The organism is Nocardia brasiliensis NBRC 14402, assembly GCF_000308475.2.
In the GTDB taxonomy this organism is placed as follows: Bacteria; Actinomycetota; Actinomycetes; order Mycobacteriales; family Mycobacteriaceae; genus Nocardia; species Nocardia brasiliensis.
The window spans coordinates 1-19,571 of record NZ_BAFT02000072.1 but is presented as its reverse complement, the minus strand read 5'-3'; the positions used below and the strand labels follow the sequence as shown (position 1 = coordinate 19,571).

The 19,571-nt window shown below is 67.0% G+C and carries 15 protein-coding genes, 1 tRNA gene and 1 pseudogene; 9 read left to right on the top strand and 8 right to left on the bottom strand.

All coding sequences use genetic code 11. The annotated features are described in order from the left end of the window. The first annotated feature begins 103 nt into the window (after nucleotides 1–103). The 4 genes from TY25_RS40780 to TY25_RS26505 are packed head-to-tail and all read left to right on the top strand — an operon-like array spanning nucleotide 104 to nucleotide 5,344. Nucleotides 104–2,620: a type I polyketide synthase gene (locus tag TY25_RS40780; protein WP_052383205.1), complete on the top strand. Its 2,517-nt coding sequence runs from the start codon at nucleotides 104–106 to the stop codon at nucleotides 2,618–2,620. After that, nucleotides 2,617–3,366 carry a thioesterase II family protein gene (locus tag TY25_RS26515; RefSeq protein ID WP_042260398.1) on the top strand — a complete coding sequence of 250 codons (750 nt, stop codon included), beginning with the start codon at nucleotides 2,617–2,619 and terminating at the stop codon, nucleotides 3,364–3,366. The genes TY25_RS40780 and TY25_RS26515 overlap by 4 nt, the downstream gene beginning before the upstream one ends. Before the next feature lie 51 nt (nucleotides 3,367–3,417). After that, a complete protein-coding gene (locus TY25_RS26510; RefSeq protein WP_042260395.1) occupies nucleotides 3,418–4,659 on the top strand; it encodes a condensation domain-containing protein in 1,242 nt (413 codons plus the stop codon). Then, nucleotides 4,646–5,344: a hypothetical protein gene (locus TY25_RS26505; protein ID WP_042260394.1), complete on the top strand. Its 699-nt coding sequence runs from the start codon at nucleotides 4,646–4,648 to the stop codon at nucleotides 5,342–5,344. Before TY25_RS26510 ends, TY25_RS26505 begins: the two co-directional genes overlap by 14 nt. On the opposite strand, the gene TY25_RS26500 is transcribed toward TY25_RS26505, so the two are convergent. Further along, nucleotides 5,319–7,100 carry a non-ribosomal peptide synthetase gene (locus TY25_RS26500; protein ID WP_052383204.1) on the bottom strand — a complete coding sequence of 594 codons (1,782 nt, stop codon included), beginning with the start codon at nucleotides 7,098–7,100 and terminating at the stop codon, nucleotides 5,319–5,321. The genes TY25_RS26505 and TY25_RS26500 overlap by 26 nt on opposite strands. Before the next feature lie 192 nt (nucleotides 7,101–7,292). On the opposite strand from TY25_RS26500, the gene TY25_RS26495 reads away from it, so the two are divergent. Further along, nucleotides 7,293–8,855: a condensation domain-containing protein gene (locus TY25_RS26495; protein WP_081869119.1), complete on the top strand. Its 1,563-nt coding sequence runs from the start codon at nucleotides 7,293–7,295 to the stop codon at nucleotides 8,853–8,855. A 15-nt stretch (nucleotides 8,856–8,870) separates the two neighbouring features. On the opposite strand, the gene TY25_RS26490 is transcribed toward TY25_RS26495, so the two are convergent. The 5 genes from TY25_RS26490 to TY25_RS26470 all read right to left on the bottom strand — a co-directional run bounded on the left by TY25_RS26490 (nucleotide 8,871) and on the right by TY25_RS26470 (nucleotide 14,814). Continuing rightward, entirely contained in the window at nucleotides 8,871–9,866 is a 996-nt protein-coding gene (locus TY25_RS26490; RefSeq protein WP_042260389.1) for an aldo/keto reductase, read from the bottom strand. Between the two features lie 250 nt (nucleotides 9,867–10,116). Beyond that, nucleotides 10,117–12,264, bottom strand: a complete 2,148-nt coding sequence (locus tag TY25_RS26485) for a DUF6461 domain-containing protein (RefSeq protein WP_042260387.1) — start codon at nucleotides 12,262–12,264, stop codon at nucleotides 10,117–10,119. A 590-nt stretch (nucleotides 12,265–12,854) separates the two neighbouring features. Beyond that, nucleotides 12,855–13,406, bottom strand: coding sequence for a GNAT family N-acetyltransferase (locus TY25_RS26480; protein WP_226887306.1), 552 nt, complete (start codon nucleotides 13,404–13,406; stop codon nucleotides 12,855–12,857). Between the two features lie 76 nt (nucleotides 13,407–13,482). Further along, the gene (locus TY25_RS26475; RefSeq protein ID WP_162184229.1) at nucleotides 13,483–14,076 is read right to left on the bottom strand and encodes an NAD(P)H-binding protein; all 594 of its coding nucleotides are present in this window, start codon (nucleotides 14,074–14,076) and stop codon (nucleotides 13,483–13,485) included. Between the two features lie 402 nt (nucleotides 14,077–14,478). Beyond that, entirely contained in the window at nucleotides 14,479–14,814 is a 336-nt protein-coding gene (locus tag TY25_RS26470) for a histone-like nucleoid-structuring protein Lsr2 (RefSeq protein ID WP_042260383.1), read from the bottom strand. Between the two features lie 592 nt (nucleotides 14,815–15,406). Here TY25_RS26470 and TY25_RS26465 point away from each other — a divergent pair. Together TY25_RS26465 and mug are read left to right on the top strand one after the other, a co-directional pair. Next, nucleotides 15,407–16,519 carry an alkaline phosphatase PhoX gene (locus TY25_RS26465; protein WP_218568575.1) on the top strand — a complete coding sequence of 371 codons (1,113 nt, stop codon included), beginning with the start codon at nucleotides 15,407–15,409 and terminating at the stop codon, nucleotides 16,517–16,519. A 107-nt stretch (nucleotides 16,520–16,626) separates the two neighbouring features. Next, nucleotides 16,627–17,196: a G/U mismatch-specific DNA glycosylase gene (gene mug / locus TY25_RS26460; RefSeq protein WP_042260379.1), complete on the top strand. Its 570-nt coding sequence runs from the start codon at nucleotides 16,627–16,629 to the stop codon at nucleotides 17,194–17,196. A 96-nt stretch (nucleotides 17,197–17,292) separates the two neighbouring features. Here mug and TY25_RS26455 read toward each other — a convergent pair whose 3' ends face one another. Next, entirely contained in the window at nucleotides 17,293–17,652 is a 360-nt protein-coding gene (locus TY25_RS26455) for a winged helix-turn-helix transcriptional regulator (RefSeq protein WP_042260377.1), read from the bottom strand. 145 nt (nucleotides 17,653–17,797) lie between these two features. Here TY25_RS26455 and TY25_RS26450 point away from each other — a divergent pair, with 145 nt between their 5' ends. Then, nucleotides 17,798–18,667: an NAD(P)-dependent oxidoreductase gene (locus TY25_RS26450; RefSeq protein ID WP_042260375.1), complete on the top strand. Its 870-nt coding sequence runs from the start codon at nucleotides 17,798–17,800 to the stop codon at nucleotides 18,665–18,667. A gap of 114 nt (nucleotides 18,668–18,781) precedes the next feature. Further along, a tRNA-Leu gene (locus TY25_RS26445) sits at nucleotides 18,782–18,866 on the top strand. Nucleotides 18,867–19,197: 331 nt separating this feature from the next. Here TY25_RS26445 and TY25_RS43265 read toward each other — a convergent pair. Then, nucleotides 19,198–19,571: pseudogene (locus tag TY25_RS43265) on the bottom strand (zinc ribbon domain-containing protein); the annotation flags it as partial.

Genomic DNA, 19,571 nt, shown 5'->3' with positions numbered 1-19,571 from the left:
GCTGGGCGATATTCACTGAGCATGGCAACCGCTGGGCAATACCAGCGTATCGCCGGGCAGTATCGAATGATCATGGAAGCAGACGACATCAGGATGTGATGCCATGAGTACCCGTCAGCCCCCGGTCACCCAGACGGAGCGTATCCTCGCCGAAATTTGGTGTGACGTAGTCGAACTCGATGAGGTCGACGTGCTCGACAACTTCTTCGAAGTCGGTGGGTACTCGATGCTCATGCAGCTGGTGCGAGAGCAGATCGCGCAGCGCATCGGTATCCGCCCGACCTTGACAGAATTGTTCACCCACACCACCATCCGGTCGTGCGCCGCTTTCCTTGACGGGTCAATAAAAGAGCAGTCGCCGGTAATTGCGAGCGAAAAAGGCGGCAGTTCCGACGCTGTATTCCAGGTAGCCGATCGACGTGAAACGGATATTGCTGTCGTCGGACTCGCCTGTCGTTTTCCGGATGCGGTGGATATCGACCAGTTCTGGGGTAATCTGATATCCGGCGTGGATAGCGTCAGCCGTTTCGCTCCGAAAAGCATTGCCGGTCCCGGTGGCAGCAAGCGGGAATATGTGCCCGCGGGCGGATTGCTGCAGAATCCGGAATGGTTCGACGCGGGTTATTTCGGATATACCCCGCGCGAGGCGCTGCTCATCGATCCGCAGCATCGGGTCCTGCTGGAATGTGCGGTCGAGGCGATCGAGGGCGCCGGATACGACCCGGACCGATTCCCCGGCTTGATCGGCATCTACGCCGGATGCAGCCTGTCCACCTACACGGAGACCCTGCGGGCCAAGCAACTCGAAGACGGCTCGATCACCACCTGGGACATCTTGACCGGCAGCACCAGTGACTATCTGGCCAGCCGCATCGCCTACAAGCTGGGCCTGCGTGGACCGGCCACCAACGTGCAGGCGGCGTGCGCGACCTCGCTGTATGCCGTGCATTACGCCGCGCGGGCACTGCTGGCCGGGGAATGCGATCTCGCACTGGCCGGCGGCAGTTCGGTGCGGCTGCCCGCCGCGCTGGACAACTACCGAATCGGCGGAATCACCTCGCCCACCGGTGCGTGCCGCCCGTTCGACGCGGCCGCGGACGGGGTGATCGGTGGTCAGGGGTGCGGGATCACCGTGCTGAAGCGGTTGTCCGAGGCGATCGCCGACGGGGACCACATCCATGCCGTGCTGCGTGGTTCCGCGGTGAACAACGACGGCAGGGACCGTGCCGGATTCACTGCGCCGGGAGTCCGCGGGCAGTTCGAGGTGGTGCGCGCGGCGCAGCACGCGGCAGGCGTCACGCCCTCGTCCATCACCTACGTCGAGGCACACGGCACCGGCACCCGGGTGGGCGATCCGATCGAGGTCGCCGGGCTGAATCAGGCGTTCGCCGACGGGAACTCACGCGAGCAGCCGTGCCTGCTCGGCTCGGTGAAGGGAAATATCGGGCATACCGATGCCGCCGCGGGTATCGCGGGGTTCATCAAGACGGTGCTGGCCGTGGAACACGGGATCATTCCGCCGAGCCTGCATTACTCCGAGCCGAACCCGGACATCGACTTCACCGCGGGCCCGTTCGCCGTGGTGACCGAACCGACGCCATGGGCGCCCACCGGGTTGCTGCGCCGGGCCGGTGTCACCGCGCGCGGGCTCGGCGGTGGCAACGCGCACGTCGTGCTGGAGCAGCCGCCGTCACCGCTGCCGCGGGCGGTGACCGCGCAGCCCCAGGTGCTGGTGCTGTCCGCGCATACCCCGGCGGCCCTCAACGAGCTGACGGCGCGGCTGGCCGGCTGGTTCGCCGATCAGCCCGAGCTCGAACTGGCGGATGTGGCGTGGACGCTGCAGGTCGGCAGGCGGCTGCACGGACACCGTCGGTACGCGGTGGTGCGTGATCGGCAGGACGCACTGCGGGTGCTCAACGGTGCGGCGCCGGAGCGACTGGTCACCGGTGATCACGCCAGAGATGCGCGAGCTGTCGCCCTGCTGGTGCGGGAGACGGCCGACACGGAAGTACTGCGGCATTGGCGGGCCCTCGGACTGGAACCGGACCTCATCCTGCATCCGGACTGCAGCGACGACGAGATCGGAGCTGCTTTGGATACGCCGGGCCGGCTGTTCCTGGCGATCGATGACACGGGGTTGTCCGCACGCCTGCGGGAGCATCCCCTGTGGACGCCGGAGCACATTGTCGTCACGGTCACCGATCCGCTGGCCGCACTCGGTGAGCTGTGGCTGGCCGGGCTGCCGATCGACTGGGCAGCAGCCCACACGGAACAGGTGAGAAGGGTCGCTCTGCCCGCCTACCCGTTCCAGCGGCAGCCCTATCTGCTGACGGCGGAGACCGCCGCCCCTACGCGACCGTCCACGCCGGACGCCGGTCTGGACACCGAACAGACGGTGACCATGCTGTTCACCGAATTTCTCGGCTTGCCGGATGTCGACCCGGCGGACAGCTTCTTCGATCTCGGCGGGGATTCGCTGGTCGCGACCGACCTGGTGATCAAGCTAGGGGAGTTGCTGCCGGTGGAACTGGAGGTGCGGGAGATGTATCTCGCGCCATCGGTGCGCGAGCTCACCGCGTTGATCGAGGAGCACCTGCGCGACTCGGCGAGTGCGTCATGACCGGAGTACGGGTGATCGAGCGCCCGGCGCCGGCCACCGCAGTAGCCACCATGTACTGCTTTCCGCACGCGGGCGGTGCGGCGGGGGAGTACGCGCGGTGGGCCGCGTATACGCCCGGATTGCGACTGGTGGCCGTCCAGCCGCCGGGCAGGGCGCACGATCTCGGGGCGCAGGCGTTCACATCGATGCCGGAATTGGTGCGCGAGATCCTTGCGCGGGTGCAGTTCACCCCGCCGTTCGCGCTGTTCGGTCACAGCCTGGGCGCGCTCGTTGCCTACGAGGTGGCAAGAGCCTTGGGGGCGAAGCCATTACGGCTTTTCCTCTCCTCGTGTCCGCCGCCGCCACTGCGCGCGCGGGCCGAGCCGTTGCACCTGCTCGACGATGCCGAGCTGCATGCCCGGATCGAACGACTCTGGGGCCCGCTGCCCGCTGCGACCGATTCCGACAAGGATCTGCGGGCCGCCGCACTGGCCTGCTATCGCGCGGATCTCCAGGTGCTGGAGACCTACGAGCACGCCCCCCGACCCCGGCTGCGTTGCCCCGTCACCGCCATCGCCGGTGCCGAGGAGTCCAGTGGCGGGGACTTGATGGCGGGATGGCAGGAGCACACCGACGGGGCCTTCGAGTCGCTCGGGCGGCCGGGAGGTCATTTCCACACCCGGGCGGACCCCGAGGGCCTGGGCAGGCTGCTCAGCGACACCGTACGCGCCGATCTGATTCGAGCCGAGCGAGGCATGACCAGATGACTGGCGGGGAGGTCGCCGGGGCGCTGGAACAACAGAGAGTGGAGGTCAGTCTTGCATCGGAGTATCACCAGGACCTATCTCAAACATTTCGCGAACGTCCACCAGGGAGCCGACGAGCTGATGCCGCTGACCGGCGCCCAGCGGAGGTTCCAGCACACCCGGTCCGCCGACCCACTCGACCGGGTCAGGATCCTGCCGGTCTTCATGGAATTCCCGCCCGGCCTGTTGTCGGCCGCCCGGCTGGAACGGGCGACGCGCTCGGTCCTGCTGCGGCATCCGGCGTTGCGCGGGGTGGCGGACACGGTCGGCGGCGTGCCCGTACTGCGCATACGTCCGGTACCCGCGGATCCGATCGTGCAGGAAATCGTGTCCTCGGACACCGACAGCGCGGTATGGGCCGCGTTGGCCGACTGGCCCGCCCGGCGTGGTTCGTTCCGGGTGCTGCTGGCCAGGGACGAGAAGCGGGATCTGCTGGCCATCGGATTCGACCACCTCGTCTGTGACGGTGAATCCACCGGCCTGGTGCTGGACGAGCTGATGTCCGGTTATCAGAGCGCGGAGCAGGTGCCGGATTCGGTCGCCGCCACGGAACTGAGCCGTTATCGGGAGGTGGTGCAGCGACGGCTGGCGAAGGAACACGCGGCCAGCGCTCCGGAGGCGTTGGCGCACTGGATATCCCGGGTGCGGGACGCGGGGCCCGGGCGGTGGGGCAGCGACCGGGACCCGGGTGAACCGGGTGGGCTGGCCACCGCCTGGCAGCACATCGTACTGCCGGAATCAGCCACGGATCGGCCGTTCTCGGTGTTGCTGGCCGCCTGCCACACGGCGCTGGCCCGGATACCGGGAACCGCGCCTGTCGCCTATACCTGGGGCGGCCACGACGAGGCGGGGGTGGTCGGCTGCTTCATCAACACGGTGCTGGCCAACCCGCAGGGCGAGGGTGTTCGCGAGAGTTGGTGGGAGGACCTGGAATTCGTGGATACCCCGTTCGACGAAGTCGTGCGCGCCGCCAGAGCGTCCCATGCGCCGTGGACCGGCCACCTCGATCTCGTGCTGACCGTCGTCGATCGCACGCATCGCCCGGTGCCGGTGCTGGACGGCGTGGCAGGCACCTTCAGGTACCCGTCGGGTAACCGGGTCGAGGATCCGGTGGTTGTCATGGCCGTCCATGACGAGGGGGAGTTGTCGTTGCGCATCGATCACGATCCGACGATCGTGCCTGCGGCCGCCGCGACCGAAATCGCGCACGTCATCGGCGAATCCTTTGTGGGCACAGGTCATGTCGCGGGCTGAACGCACCGATCGGTCACTGCTGATCTGTCTCGACGGGCCGTCACCGGTCGTGGAGTTGCCCAACGGCGACAGTGTGTTGTTCGGCTGGCAGGGCGGGGAGATCGCCGTCGGCGCGGACCAGGAGCTGACCGCGGGCCGGATCCATGCCTTCGGTGACTATTGGCTGATGTCGAACTGCGGCACGGTGGGTACCTACTGCGTGGAGAACCTGGAGGGGGCAGGGGAATACGTGAAGGTGCGGCCCGGCCGGGCCGGGGTGCCGATTCCCTTCGAGCTGAGCCGGGTGACGCTGAGCGTGGGTGCCGGGGGCAACAGCTTCACCGTCTACGCCCCCGACCGCGGATCCATCGCCGAGCCGGATGGCGCCGGAATTCCGTTGCTGGACGAGGAAAGCCGGTATTTCCAGGTGCTGGTCTGCCTGTGTGAGCCGGGATTGCGGGACTGTGGTGTGTCGGCGGTACCTACCCCGGCGCAGGTCTCGGCTCGGTTGTCCGCCGCCGCCCGGCCGCTCGGTCGCTCCGCGGTCAACTATCACATCGACTATCTGGCAACGAAACTCGGGATCGTGGCCCCGCGCGGCATGACCCGGGCGTGGAAGCGGGTCACCCTGGTGACGCAGGCGCTGAAGTTCGACCTGGTGCGCCCCGAGCATCTCGGCCTCATTCCCGGACCTGTTCCGGGATAAGGTCTTTCGACGGCCGACCGGCACCGCGGCGCCCCTGCCCGTGCGGTGCCGTCTCGGCGGAGCCGACGATTTTCGTGACGGCCTTGGTGAACTCTCCTAGGGTCGTCTTTTCGAACATGATCCGCATCGGCACGTGATGGCCCAGATCGGCGCGGATCCGGCCCACCGCGTGCACCGCGAGCAGCGAATGTCCGCCGCGGTGGAAGAAGTCGTCGTGTTCGCGCAATTCGACGCCGCCCAGCACTTGCGACCACACCCGGCGAACCACCTCCCGCACCGGGCCCGCGGTGGGGGTCGGGCTGTTCGTGGTGCGCACCGTGCTCGTGGCGTGCGCGGCGCGCAAGGCCGCGAGATCTACTTTGCCCCGGTCGGTCATCGGCAACCGATCCACGAACGTGATCGCGGTCGGCACCATGTGGCCCGGCAGCCGGTCCCGCAGGTAATCCTGTATCTCCTCGGCCGGCCGTCGGTTCGCCGCGGGCACCACATACGCGGTGAGCGTCTGATCCTGGGGCAGGATCACGCAGTCCGCGACGCCCGGATGTGCGCGCAGCGCGAACTGTACTTCCCCGATCTCCACCCGGAGTCCGTTGATCTGGACCTGATCGTCGTTGCGGCCGAGGAACTCCAGCACACCCGCAGCGGTCATCCGGACGCGATCACCGGACCGGAATACCCGGCCCCGGTTCGGCAGCCGGACGAAACGCTGCGCCGTGAGCGCGGCGTCGCCGAGGTAGCCACGCGCGACGCAGGTGCCACCGATCAGCAACTCCTCGTCCGGTGCGATACGCAGCTCGGCGCCGGTGATGCCACGGCCGATCGGTACCTCCGGCCCGTCGTCCGTGCCGGCATCGAACTCGTGGTAGGTCACCGCCACGGCCGCTTCGGTCGGTCCGTACCGGTTGAAAAGCCTTACCCCGGGCAGTATTTCGGTGATTCGGCGGGCCACCGAGGTCGGCAGCCGATCCCCGCCGCTGATCAGGTACCGCAGGCCGGTCGCCTTGCGGAATTCCGGTTCGCCGAGCAGCAGCGACAGTATCGCCGGAGGGAGCCGGACCGCGGTGATCTCGTGCTCGACGAGCGCGGTCGCGATGGCGAGTGGGTCCAGATGTTCGCCCTCGGCGAGTGAGATCACCGCGGCGCCCGCGCCGAGCGGCCAGAAGAAGTCGGTCAGCGACGCGTCGAATGTGTACGGTGCCACCTGCAACAGCCGGTCGCCCGGCCCGAGCGGTAGTCGCTCGGCCAGCCAGGCCAGATGCGGCGTGAGGTTACGGTGCTCGACGACCACGCCTTTGGGCGTGCCGGACGATCCGGAGGTGTACACGACGTACGCGGGATCGTCCGGCGTGCCGGCGTCGGCCGGTTCGCCATCGCCGTTGCCGGCTATGTGCAGGGTGCGGACGCGGTGCTGCCGGAACCGGTCCGCCGTCGCGTCGTGTACCAGCGTCACGGCCGGTGCGCAGTCCGCGAGGATCAGCGCCAGTCGAGGGGCGGGTTCCTGCAGGCCGAGCGGCACGAAAGCCGCACCGGCGCGCAGCGCGCCGAGCATCGCGACCGCCATGTCGGCTCCGCGCTCCAGGAACAGCGCGACCCGCCGGCCGGGACCGGCGCCCGCGTCGGTCAGACGCCGCGCGAGCTGTCCGGACCGCTCGATCAAATCCTGATAGGTCAGTGGCTGTCCGGCACTGTCGAGCCAGGCCGTGGCCTCCTTCGCCTGATCGAGAACCGAAGTGTGCAGCAGGTTTTCGTTCGACATCCTCATCCCCCGTGGGTGGATCGATTACCGAGCCTCAATCCGATCACGGGCCGGTGGCCGAGTCATCCTGTCGAACGTCAGGGACGGTCGAGCGCCCCGGACTGGCATAACTGAACATGAGGAAATTCCTCGGACGACCGCAGGACCGCACCGCGGCTCCCGCACGCCGCGAGATGAGGAGACGCCACGCTCATGGACGCCGTTTCGAGTATTCCGCTATCCGACGGTCAGGAGGCGATGCGCCGGATGGCCGCCGTATGGGAGCAGGTGCTGGGGCAGGACGGGATCGAGCCGGATGACTCGTTCTTCACCCTGGGCGGGCATTCCGTGCTGGCCGGTGCACTGCTGAGTGCGGTAGGAGAGCAGTTCGGGGTGCGGATCCCGATCCGGACGCTGTTCGAGCATTCCCGGCTGGCCGAATTCACCGAGCATGTGCTGGGTTCGGCGGCGCCTGCGACAGCGCCGCCGGAAGCCGTTGTCACCGATGTTCCCTTGGCAATGACCGCTTTCCAGCGGCGGATCTGGCTGGCCGAACTGATCGATCCGAGCGTGCGCAATCATGTGCCGCTCGCCTGGCTGGTAGAAGGGCGGCTCGACCCCGACCGGCTGCGTACCGCGCTGGGTCGACTGGTGGCCGAGTACGAGATATTGCGCACCCGATTCGTCGACGACGATTTCGCGCTTTCCGTGCGGCTGCGGGAACCGTGGGTGCCGCCGCTGGAACTGCTCGACCTGCGCGATGCCCCCGAAGGCATGACGCAATGGCAGGCCGCAGCCCTGCGCACGCCCTTCGATCTCGCGTCCGGCGAGCTGCTGCGGGTCGCCCTCGGCGAGCTCGGCGCCGGCCGCCAGGCGCTGCTGCTCTGCCTGCATCACCTGGTGATCGACGGGGAGTCGATTCCCGTCCTGCTCGCGGAGCTGGACCGGCATTACGCCGCAGCGCAACGGCCGCGCCCGGTCGTGCAGTATCGAGAATTCGCCGCTTACCAAGAGGCACAGCGGGACAGCGATTCCTGGAACGCCGATCTGGACTACTGGGCAGCCACCTTGGCGGGCGCATCCGCGGATACGCCGTTGCCCGCGCCGAGCGCGCCGGAACCGAACGGCGCGTTCCAGATTCCGTTGCCCGAAGGGCTGTTGGATTCGCTGCGCGCGGCGCAGTCCGAGCACGGCGTCAGCTGGTTCATGGTGGCCGCCACCGCGCTGATGGTGACCTTGCATCGGTGGACCGGCCTCGACGATGTCACCATCGGGTCGCCGACGGCGAACCGGAATCAGCCCCGATTCGTCGATCTGCTCGGCCCCTGTCTGAACACCGCGGTGCTGCGTTCCCGGGTGACCACGGACAGCACCGTGCTGGATGTGCTGCTGCGGATACGCGGCACGGCGCTCGGTGCGCTGGAGCACCAGGCCGTCGAGTTCGACGACGTGGTCGCCCGGCTGAATCCGGCCCGGCGGTTCGGGCATACGCCCTATGTGAACGTCACGCTGAACATGAACCTGCTGGACGGCCACGCCACGGAGCTGGGCGGGACCCGGCTGACGCCGGTACTGAACGACACCCTGCGCAGCGACAACGCCAAATTCGGCCTGACGGTGACCATGGCGCAACGGGACGGACACCTGATCGGGCTGGTGGCCTATCGCGGAGATCAGCTCAGCGCCGAACACGCCCGCGAACTGGCCGACCAGTTCACCGATCTACTGGCCCGATTCCCGAAGGCCTTGGACGAGCCGGTCATCCGGGAAAGCTGAGCCGTGTCGCGCGCCTCAGTGCTGGCCCGGCAGCTCGGTGATGGGATGTCCGACGACGCTGTGCGGCTGGTACGGCTCTTCGAGGTAGTTGATCTCTTCCTCGTCGAGTTCCACGTCCAGGGCATCGATGGCGTCTTGGAGATGGCTCATCTTGGTGGCGCCGACGATGGGGGAGGTGATCGTCGGCTTGGCGAGCATCCAGGCGAGCGCGAGTTGCGCCATCGGCAGTTCCCGTTTCGCGGCCAGTTGTCCGAGCCGGTCGACGATCTCGCGATCGGTGTCGCGGTAGAGGGTCTTGCCGAACGCGTCGGTTTCGCTGCGGGCGCTGACGCTGTCCCACTCCCTGGTGAGTCGTCCCCGGGCCAGCGGGCTCCACGGGATGACGCCGATGCCCTGGTCGGCGCACAGGGGCAGCATTTCCCGCTCTTCTTCGCGGTAGATCAGGTTGTAATGATTCTGCATGGTGCTGAAGGGGGTCCAGCCGTTGCGCTCGGCGGTGTACTGGGCTTTGGCGAACTGCCACGCCCACATCGACGACGCGCCGATGTGCAGCGCCTTGCCCGCCTGCACCACGTCGTGCAGCGCCTGCATGGTGGTCTCGATCGGCGTCGCCGGATCCCACCGGTGGATCTGGTACAGGTCGACGTAGTCGGTGCCGAGCCTGCGCAGGCTGTTGTCGATCTCGGTCATGATCGCCTTGCGAGACAGTCCAACGCCGTTGGGGCCGGGGCGGGTTCGCCCGTGCACCTTGGTCGCCAGCACGATCTCGTCCCGATGGCCGTATTCGCGCAGGATCTGCCCGACGATCTGTTCACTGGTCCCGGCGGAGTAGACGTTCGCGGTGTCCACGAAGTTCACGCCGGATTCCAGGGCGTGCAGCATCATCGGCCGTGCTTGTTCGAGGTCCAGGGTCCAGCGGTGGACGCCGTCGCCGGGCACGCCGAAACTCAAGGCGCCCAGGCAGATTCGCGACACATCCAGGCCGGTCGAGCCCAACTTGACATACTTCAAGATGTTCCTCCTCGATCGAATCAATATCGGAACGGCAACACCCTGATGGTGGCAAGCACGCGGCGGTGCTTGCAAGCGATTGCGACAGAGTTTCGGACGAAAGGTGAATGTAGGAGCCAGATCTGGTGCTTCGACGGGATGGCCATCCGGGCAGTCGGCAAATCTCTTCCGCCGATTCAGAGGCGTGTCGAAAAAACTTTCCCGACAGCGGAATACGCGCAGTTGTCCGGTCGGCATGCTGTGTGGTCGGCTAGCGCAGATCGCCGAGGGCGATCCGGGCTTCGTCGACGAAGTCGGCGGCGGCGGGGCCCCACGCGTAGCGGGCTGCGTCGAGGGCACCGATCGCGGCGCCCAGTGGGTCGGGGTTGGTGGCTTGGTGCAGCGCGGACCAGAACCAGTAGTTCGTCCGGTCACCGACGGTCGATCGACGTGCGCGCAGTTCGGCTTCCGCTGTCAGAGTGCGGGTCTCGATGCAGGCGACCACGTCGGGGTCGTCGACCAACTGCACGTATTCGGCAGTTCGGCCGACGGCCCACCACGCCATTGCCTGCTGGCGTTCGGTGGGCAGCTCCGTCAGCAGGTCGGTGTCGGCACCAAGCGGGCCGTGCCCGCGATTGGCGCGAGATCCATCGGATCGGCGCGACACAGGGTTGAGCTCACCGAGCAACGGCAGCACGGCAAAGCCGATCCCGGCCGATGCCACCCGGGCGAGATCACTCTCGGTGAACGCGCTCCCGGTGAAACGTTCCACTGCGACAAGCCCTTTGGCGATCCGGTTGCGGTAATCATCGAAATCCAGGTCGCGCAAGATCGGTTCGAGCGTGCGATCGCGCTGCTGCTCACCGAGTTCGAAGGCGGCGACGATCCGGCCGTCGGCGGCGAACGACAACTGAGTCAGACCGTTGACGTTCCAGTACAGCGACGCGGCGCGAGTACCGCGGGACAGCGCGCGCAGCTCCGGGCCCCGGCTGCCTTGATAACCGTTGTACTCCACCGCCAGTACCGCGTCGGTGAGGGACGCCACCGCGATCCACGGACGCTCCATCGCGCGTTCCTCGAGTTCATCCATTCGCTCGGGGACGGCCGGGTCGGCGCCGAAGGCCCGTACCACGGTCTCGGGATCGACCGCGGCGACAACGGTGATCGTCCCGGCTTCCGCGAGCGCGGTCTTCTCGACCCAGCGATAGGCGTCCTCGGGTTCGGCCACGAGCGGTGGTTCGGCCTCGCCGCGCAAACGGTGCCCGAGTCGATCGGTCCGCTTGTGCACCACCGTTTCCGTGTCCGGTGACTGCCACACGGCCAGCTTGTAGGACTCCCCGCCGTCGGCGTCGTCGCGGCCGGTGGCATGCACCCGGACCCGGTAGGTACCCGGCCACGGCGGCGTCTGTTCGACCAGCGAACCGTGGCCACCGTAGCCCGGGGACTGTGGCGCACCGAGTATCGATGCCAGGCCCCGGGTCGCGGTCCAAGCGACCTCGACCACCTCGTCCCATGCGCTCGCGTCGATCTCGGCCGGTGGACTGTCGAACACCTCGACCCGCACCTGAACGACGGCATCGGCGGTCCCGGTCCGCACCACCAGCCCCGCCGGACTCACGACCACCAGACCGTTGTCCCGGAAATCGGCGGTATCGGGAAAGTCCGACTCGGTCAGCGCGAACCGATGGTCGCGAGCCTGCACGGTACCCGAGGAATACCGCGGATACAGATACCCGGCGCGGATCTTCGCGATCCGCGCGGCGTCGTATGCGGCCGGCATCGGGGCAGCGCGCAGCAGTGGACACGCCGCGGTCAGTGCGGCGCCGACCACCGTCGCCGGATCACCGCCATACCCCAGATTGCGCAGTACGATCACCGCCACCGCCACCCCCAGTGCCAAGTGGGACGCGCCATGAGCCGCCGCGACCGCGGCCTCGTCCGGCGCGCCGTCGGCGTCGCGCACCGGAGCCGAACGCAGTTGTGCGACAACGTCGCAGTGTTCGCTCAACCGGGCGGTCAGCGCCACGACCAGCGCCAGTGCGCCGGGCCGGAAGGCCTCGAGTTCGTTGATCGCCGTCGTCGTCGCACCGGCGCCCACCATGTGACCGACCATGACGGCCCGCCCGTCGTCGGGCATGGGCAGCAGCGCGGCCAGGCTCGGCACCACCGGCACGACGAGTTCGGCTACCAGCAACTCGAGCGCGCCGAGTATCCGTTCCGGCAGTAACTGCCCGAGCCGCGACAGCTCACCACGAATCCCGCTCTCGCCGAACGCATACGCCCCGAACTCATCGCTCGACAGCCGTAATCGGCCCAGCGTCGCCGCGGGGGAGGCGGGTATCCGTGGCCGCACCGTCCGCATCGTCTCGGCCACAGCCGATCCGAGTTCCTCGACGACCGCGTCCGCGATATCGGTCATGGTTCCCCCTGGTTGCGCCGCTGGTGCGCCCTCGAATGTACCCAACGCGCTTCGATGTCGATCCCCGCTGTTCCCTGCCTGCGAGGCAGCCGTCAAGGGCACGCGGCATGGTTCGACCCGGCGGTCGTCGGCGGCGGCTGCACAATGACAGGCAGGCAAACTGTCCAGCGGGCCGGTACGGGCTCCGCGCGTTTGGGGCTCAACGCGCACAGCCCTCCGATGACCAGCGCCAGTAGCAGCGCAAATCCCAGCAGCGGCCGGACCAACCGCTGCCCACGCGGCCGAGCGAGCTCGTGCACGAGCCACCGGTGCACTCGACGCCACCAGATCAGTAGGCATTTCTTCATCGCACAGCCCTGCTTTCGCCTGTACGAATCGAATCGCTCTGGCGAGCAACATGTTACGGGACGCCGCGGAGTCGCCCATACTCGATCGCCGCGGACAGAATCAGGCGTCGTGCAGGGCGTTGACATCAGCGCCGGGAGGCTGCAGCCGATCTGTTCGAGAAGTCGGTTACCTGATTCCTCCTGACCGCTTGTCCGGCAGTGAGTTTCAGAAACTGCTCGGCGCGCGCAGAGGGGTGTCGAGGGTCAGCGCAGCGGCTTGTGGAAGATGAGGAAATCGCAGGGGGTGGCGAGCAGCGGCACCAGATCGGGGTAGCTCTCCTCCAACTCGCCTTTACGTTCGAGGACGTACCCGAGGCGCTGATACCAGCCGTGCGAGAACTCCTTTACCGGATGCGTCCAGTTGCGGGGCACCAGGAGCTCCAGTTGCATCGTCCGCGCGCCCTGCTCGACACAGTGACGCTCGGCGAAATCGACCAGGGCCCGGCCGATTCCGGCGCCACGCCGTTCGGGCGCGCACACCAGCATGCCGAATTCGCCTGTACCGTCGGTTAATTGCTGAATGCGGACGGCGCCGACGATTCGGCCGCCCTCGTCGCGGGCCACCGCGATCTCCGCGGCGGTGATCAACCCCGCCAGTTCGGATGTCGTTGTGCGGCTGGCGCCGTCACGCCACAAACCTTCTTCGGCGACCTCGTACACTCGATTCACCAGGTCGGCCAACTCGGCGACCAGCGCGGTATCGTCCGCGGCCTCGGTCGGCACCATCTCGATGGTCACCATTGGTACCTCTCTCATCGTGGCGTTCTCGTGTCCGTGATCGCATCCAGGTATACCCGTGGCCAGGAATCGGTGGTCGGCCGTGGTTCATCGGCTACCGAATCGCGGAGGTGACGGCCGCACGCGGATCCCCGGCCTGGGTGGCATAGACGGGAGTGGACAAAGCGTGTAATTCGCCCACTGCTACTGCCCCTGGCGGCGCTCGTCGGTGGTCAGTGCTGCCTGCAGCTGCGGCACGAACGTTGCGGCAACGAACGTTTCGATGCTGGTTGTGCGCGGCGGTCATCCCGATGTCGGCGGTGCTGATGAAGGGCATCGCGACATCGGGATCGAACGGCGCACAGATGACCCCGGCGCTGCGGATGGTCTCGACCTGACCGAGCAGGTTCTCCATGAAGCTGCTCAGGGTCACCACCCGCCGGACTCCCGCGCCGGCGAGCGCCGTGGTCATGGCGTCGACGATGGGACGCTGGTGTGCCAGAAAGTCGGGGCTGTCGGGGATGTAATCGGGCTGGATCATCACATAGACCCCCTCGGCTCCGTCGAAGGCGTCCGCGAGTGCGGCGTGGTCGGTCGGATCGGCCACGAACGCTTGCGCGCCAACAGCTTCCATCGGCGCCAACCGTTCGTGACTGCGTCCGATGGCGCGCACGGCGCGGTCGGCTCGCAGTAGCTCCTCGACCACCACACGCTGCACCAGCACGTGCTGAGCATTCCCGATCAACCCGAGCTGCAGCTGTGGATCTACCAAGCCGAGCCGGGTTCCGAACATGCTGTACGCAAGCTCGCAGGGTCAGTGAGGGCAACGCCTTGCGTGTAAAGCGCGGTCGTGGCCCGCAGGCCTTGGATGTTGCGGGCCAGCGACTGCTGATTCGTACACGGAATACTCCGTAGCCGATGTGGTCTCCGCTGCGGCCACACGCGGCGCTTTCGATCGACCGCCCGCATAGGGGAGGAGGTTGCCTGCGCCGAGTCGTGCCACGAACTTGCGCCCGTACTCGGTGGAGTTGGTCGTCGAGGAGGTCGAATGCGCTGACGCAGTTGGGCGCGCGTTCGCGCGCAGCCGGACCGCGTGCGAACTCGCCCCGGGCTAGGCGGCCGCTTTCTCGTAAGCGGCTACGACCTCGGCGGCGATCCGGCCACGGCTCGACACCTCGACCCCGTTCTGCCGCGCCCACTCCCGGATCGCGGCGGTCTGCTCACGATCGCGCACCGAGCGCCCCTTACCCTCTTTACCCCGCGGCGCCCGGCCGACCCGGCGAGCTGCCTCGATCCAAGGTGCCAGTGCCGCACGCAACTTGTCCGCGTTCTTCGCCGACAAGTCGATCTCGTAGTCGACCCCGTCGATGCCGAACCGGACAGTATCTTCGGCCTTGGATTCGCCGTCGAAGTCGTCCACGAGTTCGACAGTCACCTTGCGCGCCACAACAACTCCTTCTGTTCAGTCCGAAACCGGGAAACGCCAGCCTAATCCGAACACGAGCAGAATTCAGTTCGCCGCGCGCCAGGCACGCCGATGAGTACCCGAAATTACCGGGCATGTGACCGTCGCCGGAAACAGCAGGGCGCCGGATCTTGTGATGCACCGCCTACGCAGGCGAGTCTTCGCCCATCACACATCCTTTCGCCAACCCAACGAGTGCACCCTGTCCCGTCGGCTCCTCCTGATCATCCAACCCGGGCGGGGTGCGGTGCGGGGCGCTTGCTCAGAAGCCGTGGTAGAACCGGTACCAGGGGCCGTCGAAGTGTGTGTAGCCGTCCTCGGGACTGCGTGGCTGCTGCTTGCTCGAACGCGTCTCGCGACAACGCCCAGCCGACTTTTGCTCGGTCCTGCCCGTGTTCGAATCGGCAACTGGGGATGCGAAAACAACTGTGTGCCAGGATAATTGTGGACGACCTGGTCAACCGTGCATGAATCGTCACGGCGCCGTGGATTCGTGGGTGACCGCACTTTGCCGGCCCCTGCCGGGCCGCGTTCGCGTTGGAGGACGGTCGTGCGTCGTCGTAATTTTCTGCGGGTGAGTGTGGTCGGTGGATCCGCCGCCGCGTTCGGTGGCGCGTCCTGGCTCGAGGCCTTCAGTGCCGGCGCCGAGGCCGGACAGTCCCCGTACGGGCCGTTGGCGAAGCGGCCGGACGCCAACGGCTTGTTCCTGCCGAAGGGCTTCACGAGCCGGATCGTCGCCCGGTCGGGCAGGCAGGTGGCCGCGTCGAACTACACCTGGCATGCCGCGCCGGACGGCGGCGCTTGCTTCGCCGACGGCTCAGGCTGGATCTACGTGTCCAACAGCGAAATCGACGCCACCGGCGGAGTCGGTGCGATCAAGTTCGCCGCGGACGGGTCGATCGTCGGCGCGCACCGCACGCTGTCCCGGACCAACCGCAACTGCGCGGGCGGCGCCACGCCGTGGCGCACCTGGTTGTCCTGCGAAGAGGTCGAGCGCGGCGCGGTGTTCGAAACCGATCCTTGGGGCGTCAAGCCCGCCGTGCGCAGACCCGAGATGGGATTGTTCACCCATGAGGCGTGCGCCGTCGACCCGGAACGCCGAGTCGTGTACATGACCGAGGACCGCTCCGACGGCCGGTTCTATCGTTTCGTTCCCGCGGTCTGGCCCGACCTCGGCGCGGGCAGACTCGAGGTGCTCGTCGACAACAACGGCACCGTGAGCTGGCGGGAAATACCGGACCGGTCGGGGGCGGCCACGCCGACTCGGCGCCAGGTATCCGAGTCGAAGCCGTTCAACGGCGGCGAAGGATGCTACTACGCAGACGGAACATGCTGGTTCACTACCAAGGGCGACAACAGGGTCTGGGCGTATGAGGCTGCGAGCAACCAGCTTTCGATCATCTACGAACCCGGTGGCGGTGCGCCGCTGTCGGGAGTGGACAACGTGACCGGCGCGGCCAACGGTGACCTGTTCGTCGCCGAGGACGGTGGCGATATGCAGATCTGCATCATTTCCGGCGGCGTGGTCGCGCCGTTCCTCCAGGTGGACAAGTCCAGCCGGTCCGAGATCACCGGACCGGCCTTCAACCCGCCGGGCAACCGCCTCTATTTCTCCTCCCAGCGCGGCACCCGCGGCTCGAACAGCGACGGCATCACCTACGAGGTGACCGGCCCCTTCCGGCGCTGACAGTGGCATCACCCGCGCCGGTTCGATCGGCCGGTGCGCAACCGGCGGCTAGGTATCTCGGCGGGCCCCGCAGCATGTGGTCGGTCGACGCCCGGCAGACTGAGGGGATGGGTTCTGCTTCGTCAGCACGGCCGTCGCCCGCGGATCTGGCCGCGGCGCAGGACAGGACTATTCCGGATCTAATCGGTCCCGGCTTGCGTGTGCTGTTCTGCGGCATCAATCCGGGCCTGTGGTCCGGGGCCACCGGACACCACTTCGCTCGTCCGGGAAATCGGTTCTGGCCCGCCCTGCACCGATCCGGCTTCACGCCACGCCTGATGCAGCCCGACGAACAGCAAGAACTCCTCGACCTGGGCTTGGGTATCACGAACGTGGCCGCACGCACGACCGCCAAGGCAGAGCAACTGACCGCCGACGAACTACGCGCCGGCGGACGTGCTTTGGTCGAAAGGGTCGAGCAATATCAACCCCGGGTGCTGGCCGTCCTCGGTATCGGCGCCTACCGCACAGCTTTCGGCCGTCCACGCACCACAGTCGGCCCCCAACCCGAGCGGATCGGGGAAACCGAACTGTGGGTGCTGCCCAACCCGAGCGGACTCAACGCCCACTACACCCTCGATGCCCTCGCCGCGGAATTCCGTACGTTGCGCGAGGCGGTCGACAAGCATTCACCCTGAGCCGCAACGGGATTCCGATCTACTGCTCGCAGCTTGCGGATTCGCCTGCGGCGCAGTTGATTTCATGGACGGTTCCACATGCGGGCCTGTCGCCGTTCAAGCGTCCACCGGGTGCACACGCTGTGCGCCGATCCGATCGATCCGCCGTTTACCCCATTCGCCGAGCGGCTCGAGTGCGCGGTTGAGCGCGACACCGAGTTCCGTGAGCTGATATTCGACGCGCGGCGGCACTTCGCGATAGACCTCGCGGTGCACGATCCCGTCCTGCTCAAGCTCGCGCAACTGCTGGATCAGCATCTTCTCCGAGACGCCGGGCAGTCCGCGGCGCAGCTCTCCGAAACGCCGGACGCCGTGGTTCGCCAACTCCCAGAGAATCAGCGATTTCCATTTGCCGCCGATCACGTCCATCGCGGCGTCGATGCCACAGAAGTATGGCCCCGATCTCTTCTCGCCCATCGCCCGACCTCGCTACCTGTTCACATACCCAACAGTAAGTACCCGACAAAATAGTAGGTACTTGTCGCCATCGCAGGCAAAGAGCAGCCTTGGTTTCAGCGCGCTGACCACTCAGTCCACGAACTTCCAAGGAGTTGACCCCGCAATGGCGGAATCCACGAACACCTCGGTGACGGTCCTCGGTCTCGGCGCGATGGGCCAGGCCCTGGCCGCGACCGCGCTCAAGGGCGGCAAGCAGGCCGTGGTGTGGAATCGCACCCCCGGCAAGGATGCCGACCTCACCGCCGCAGGCGCCATCAGCGCCGCCACGGTCGCCGAGGCACTCGACGCGGGCGGCCCGATCATCGCCGTCCTGTTCGACCACGCCTCCGTGCACGAAACCCTCGACCCCGTCGCCGAAAAGCTCCGCGGCAGACAACTCGTCAACCTGACCAGCACCGCCCCCAACGAGGCCCGCGAACTCGCCGCCTGGGCCGCCGAGCACGGCATCGACTACCTCGACGGCGGCATCATGGCCGTCCCCCCGATGATCGGCCACCCGGGCGCGTCGATTCTCTACAGCGGCTCCCGCACCGTCTACGACGACAACCTACCTACCCTCCAATTGTTCGCCACCGCAGAGTATTTCGGCGACGACGCAGGCTTCGCCGCCACCTACGACTTCGCCCTGCTCTCCGGCATGTACACCATGTTCGGCGGCTTCCTGCACGGCGCCGCCATGATGCGTTCCGTCGGCGTCCCCGCCACCGAATTCGCCGAACGCGCCATGCGCTGGGTGAGCGCCATGACCCAATCCCTGCCCGCCTTCGGCGCCCTCATCGACTCCGGCAACTACGCCGACCCCACCCAAACCATCTCCTTCCACAAAGCCGCCATCGACGCCATCACCCGCGCAACCCGCGACGCCGGCGTCACCACCGACTTCATCGCCCCCCTCAAAACCCTCATCGACCGCCAAGTAGCCGACGGCAACGGCGCCGCCGACCTGGCCCGCACCGTCGAAGAACTCCACTGACCCACCCGACCGGGGCCGCCACCCCCACGGCCCCCCAACTCCCGCGTAAAACGCGAGGTAGAACCGCGATTTGGTCCACGCGCCCACATCCGATAATCTTCTTGAGCACCACCGGTCCGGGTGGCGGAATGGCAGACGCGCTAGCTTGAGGTGCTAGTGCCCTTTATCGGGCGTGGGGGTTCAAGTCCCCCTCCGGACACTTCACTCGATCGACGGCTCATGCTCATAGAGAGCATGGGCCGTTTCTCGTTTCGTCATGTTTGTGGGGGCGCAGCCCCCACGCCCCGCCCGGCGGGGCTTTGCCCCCGGACCCCTCCGCAGCTCGGCTGACTGAACTCGAAGTGCACCAGCCCGGTCCGCAGGATCTTGACAAGGCCGCCCAATGCGTTGACGAGATCACGAATTTCGTTGCAGTTCAGGGTCGGACACCTCTGCATCGGCTTCCATGGCGGGGGTTTCCCGGCTGCGCCGTCGCGTTCGGCTTGGACTTGACGGGTCCAGTTGGCGATCAGTTGAGGGTCGGTGCCCGCCTAGAGAGCGGCGCGGTAGTTGTTGAGTTTGCGGTCGTAGTCGAGCATTGATTGCCGGAGAGCGGTCATGGACGCGACAGCTGCACTGTTGTCTGCCTGTGACTGTTCGAGCATCGTGAGAGTGTGCTCGACATGGTCGCGGTGGAAGACCCGGGCGAGCCAGGAGTCGACCGGGCCGACGATCTGCTCTTCACGCAGGTAGACGACTCTGGGGTGGTCGATCTTGTTGGCAAGCGCGTATTCGGCGGGATAGCGGCAGCGGTAGTGGGCTCTGTCGTGATTCCAGTTGCCTTGCATCCGGCGTCCGCAGCTCTGGTGTACCAGCAGTCCTTTGAACGCGTAAGGATGCTGGATGCTGATCTTATTGCGGGTGG

Excerpts from the sequence above, each read along its gene's own strand:
- TY25_RS40780 (WP_052383205.1), top strand. The coding sequence starts at position 104 with ATGAGTACCCGTCAGCCCCCGGTCACCCAGACGGAGCGTATCCTCGCC.
- TY25_RS26515 (WP_042260398.1), top strand. The coding sequence starts at position 2,617 with ATGACCGGAGTACGGGTGATCGAGCGCCCGGCGCCGGCCACCGCAGTA.
- TY25_RS26505 (WP_042260394.1), top strand. The coding sequence starts at position 4,646 with ATGTCGCGGGCTGAACGCACCGATCGGTCACTGCTGATCTGTCTCGAC.
- TY25_RS26500 (WP_052383204.1), bottom strand. The coding sequence starts at position 7,100 with ATGTCGAACGAAAACCTGCTGCACACTTCGGTTCTCGATCAGGCGAAG.
- TY25_RS26495 (WP_081869119.1), top strand. The coding sequence starts at position 7,293 with ATGGACGCCGTTTCGAGTATTCCGCTATCCGACGGTCAGGAGGCGATG.
- TY25_RS26485 (WP_042260387.1), bottom strand. The coding sequence starts at position 12,264 with ATGACCGATATCGCGGACGCGGTCGTCGAGGAACTCGGATCGGCTGTG.
- TY25_RS26480 (WP_226887306.1), bottom strand. The coding sequence starts at position 13,406 with ATGAGAGAGGTACCAATGGTGACCATCGAGATGGTGCCGACCGAGGCC.
- mug (WP_042260379.1), top strand. The coding sequence starts at position 16,627 with ATGGGTTCTGCTTCGTCAGCACGGCCGTCGCCCGCGGATCTGGCCGCG.
- TY25_RS26455 (WP_042260377.1), bottom strand. The coding sequence starts at position 17,652 with ATGGGCGAGAAGAGATCGGGGCCATACTTCTGTGGCATCGACGCCGCG.
- TY25_RS26450 (WP_042260375.1), top strand. The coding sequence starts at position 17,798 with ATGGCGGAATCCACGAACACCTCGGTGACGGTCCTCGGTCTCGGCGCG.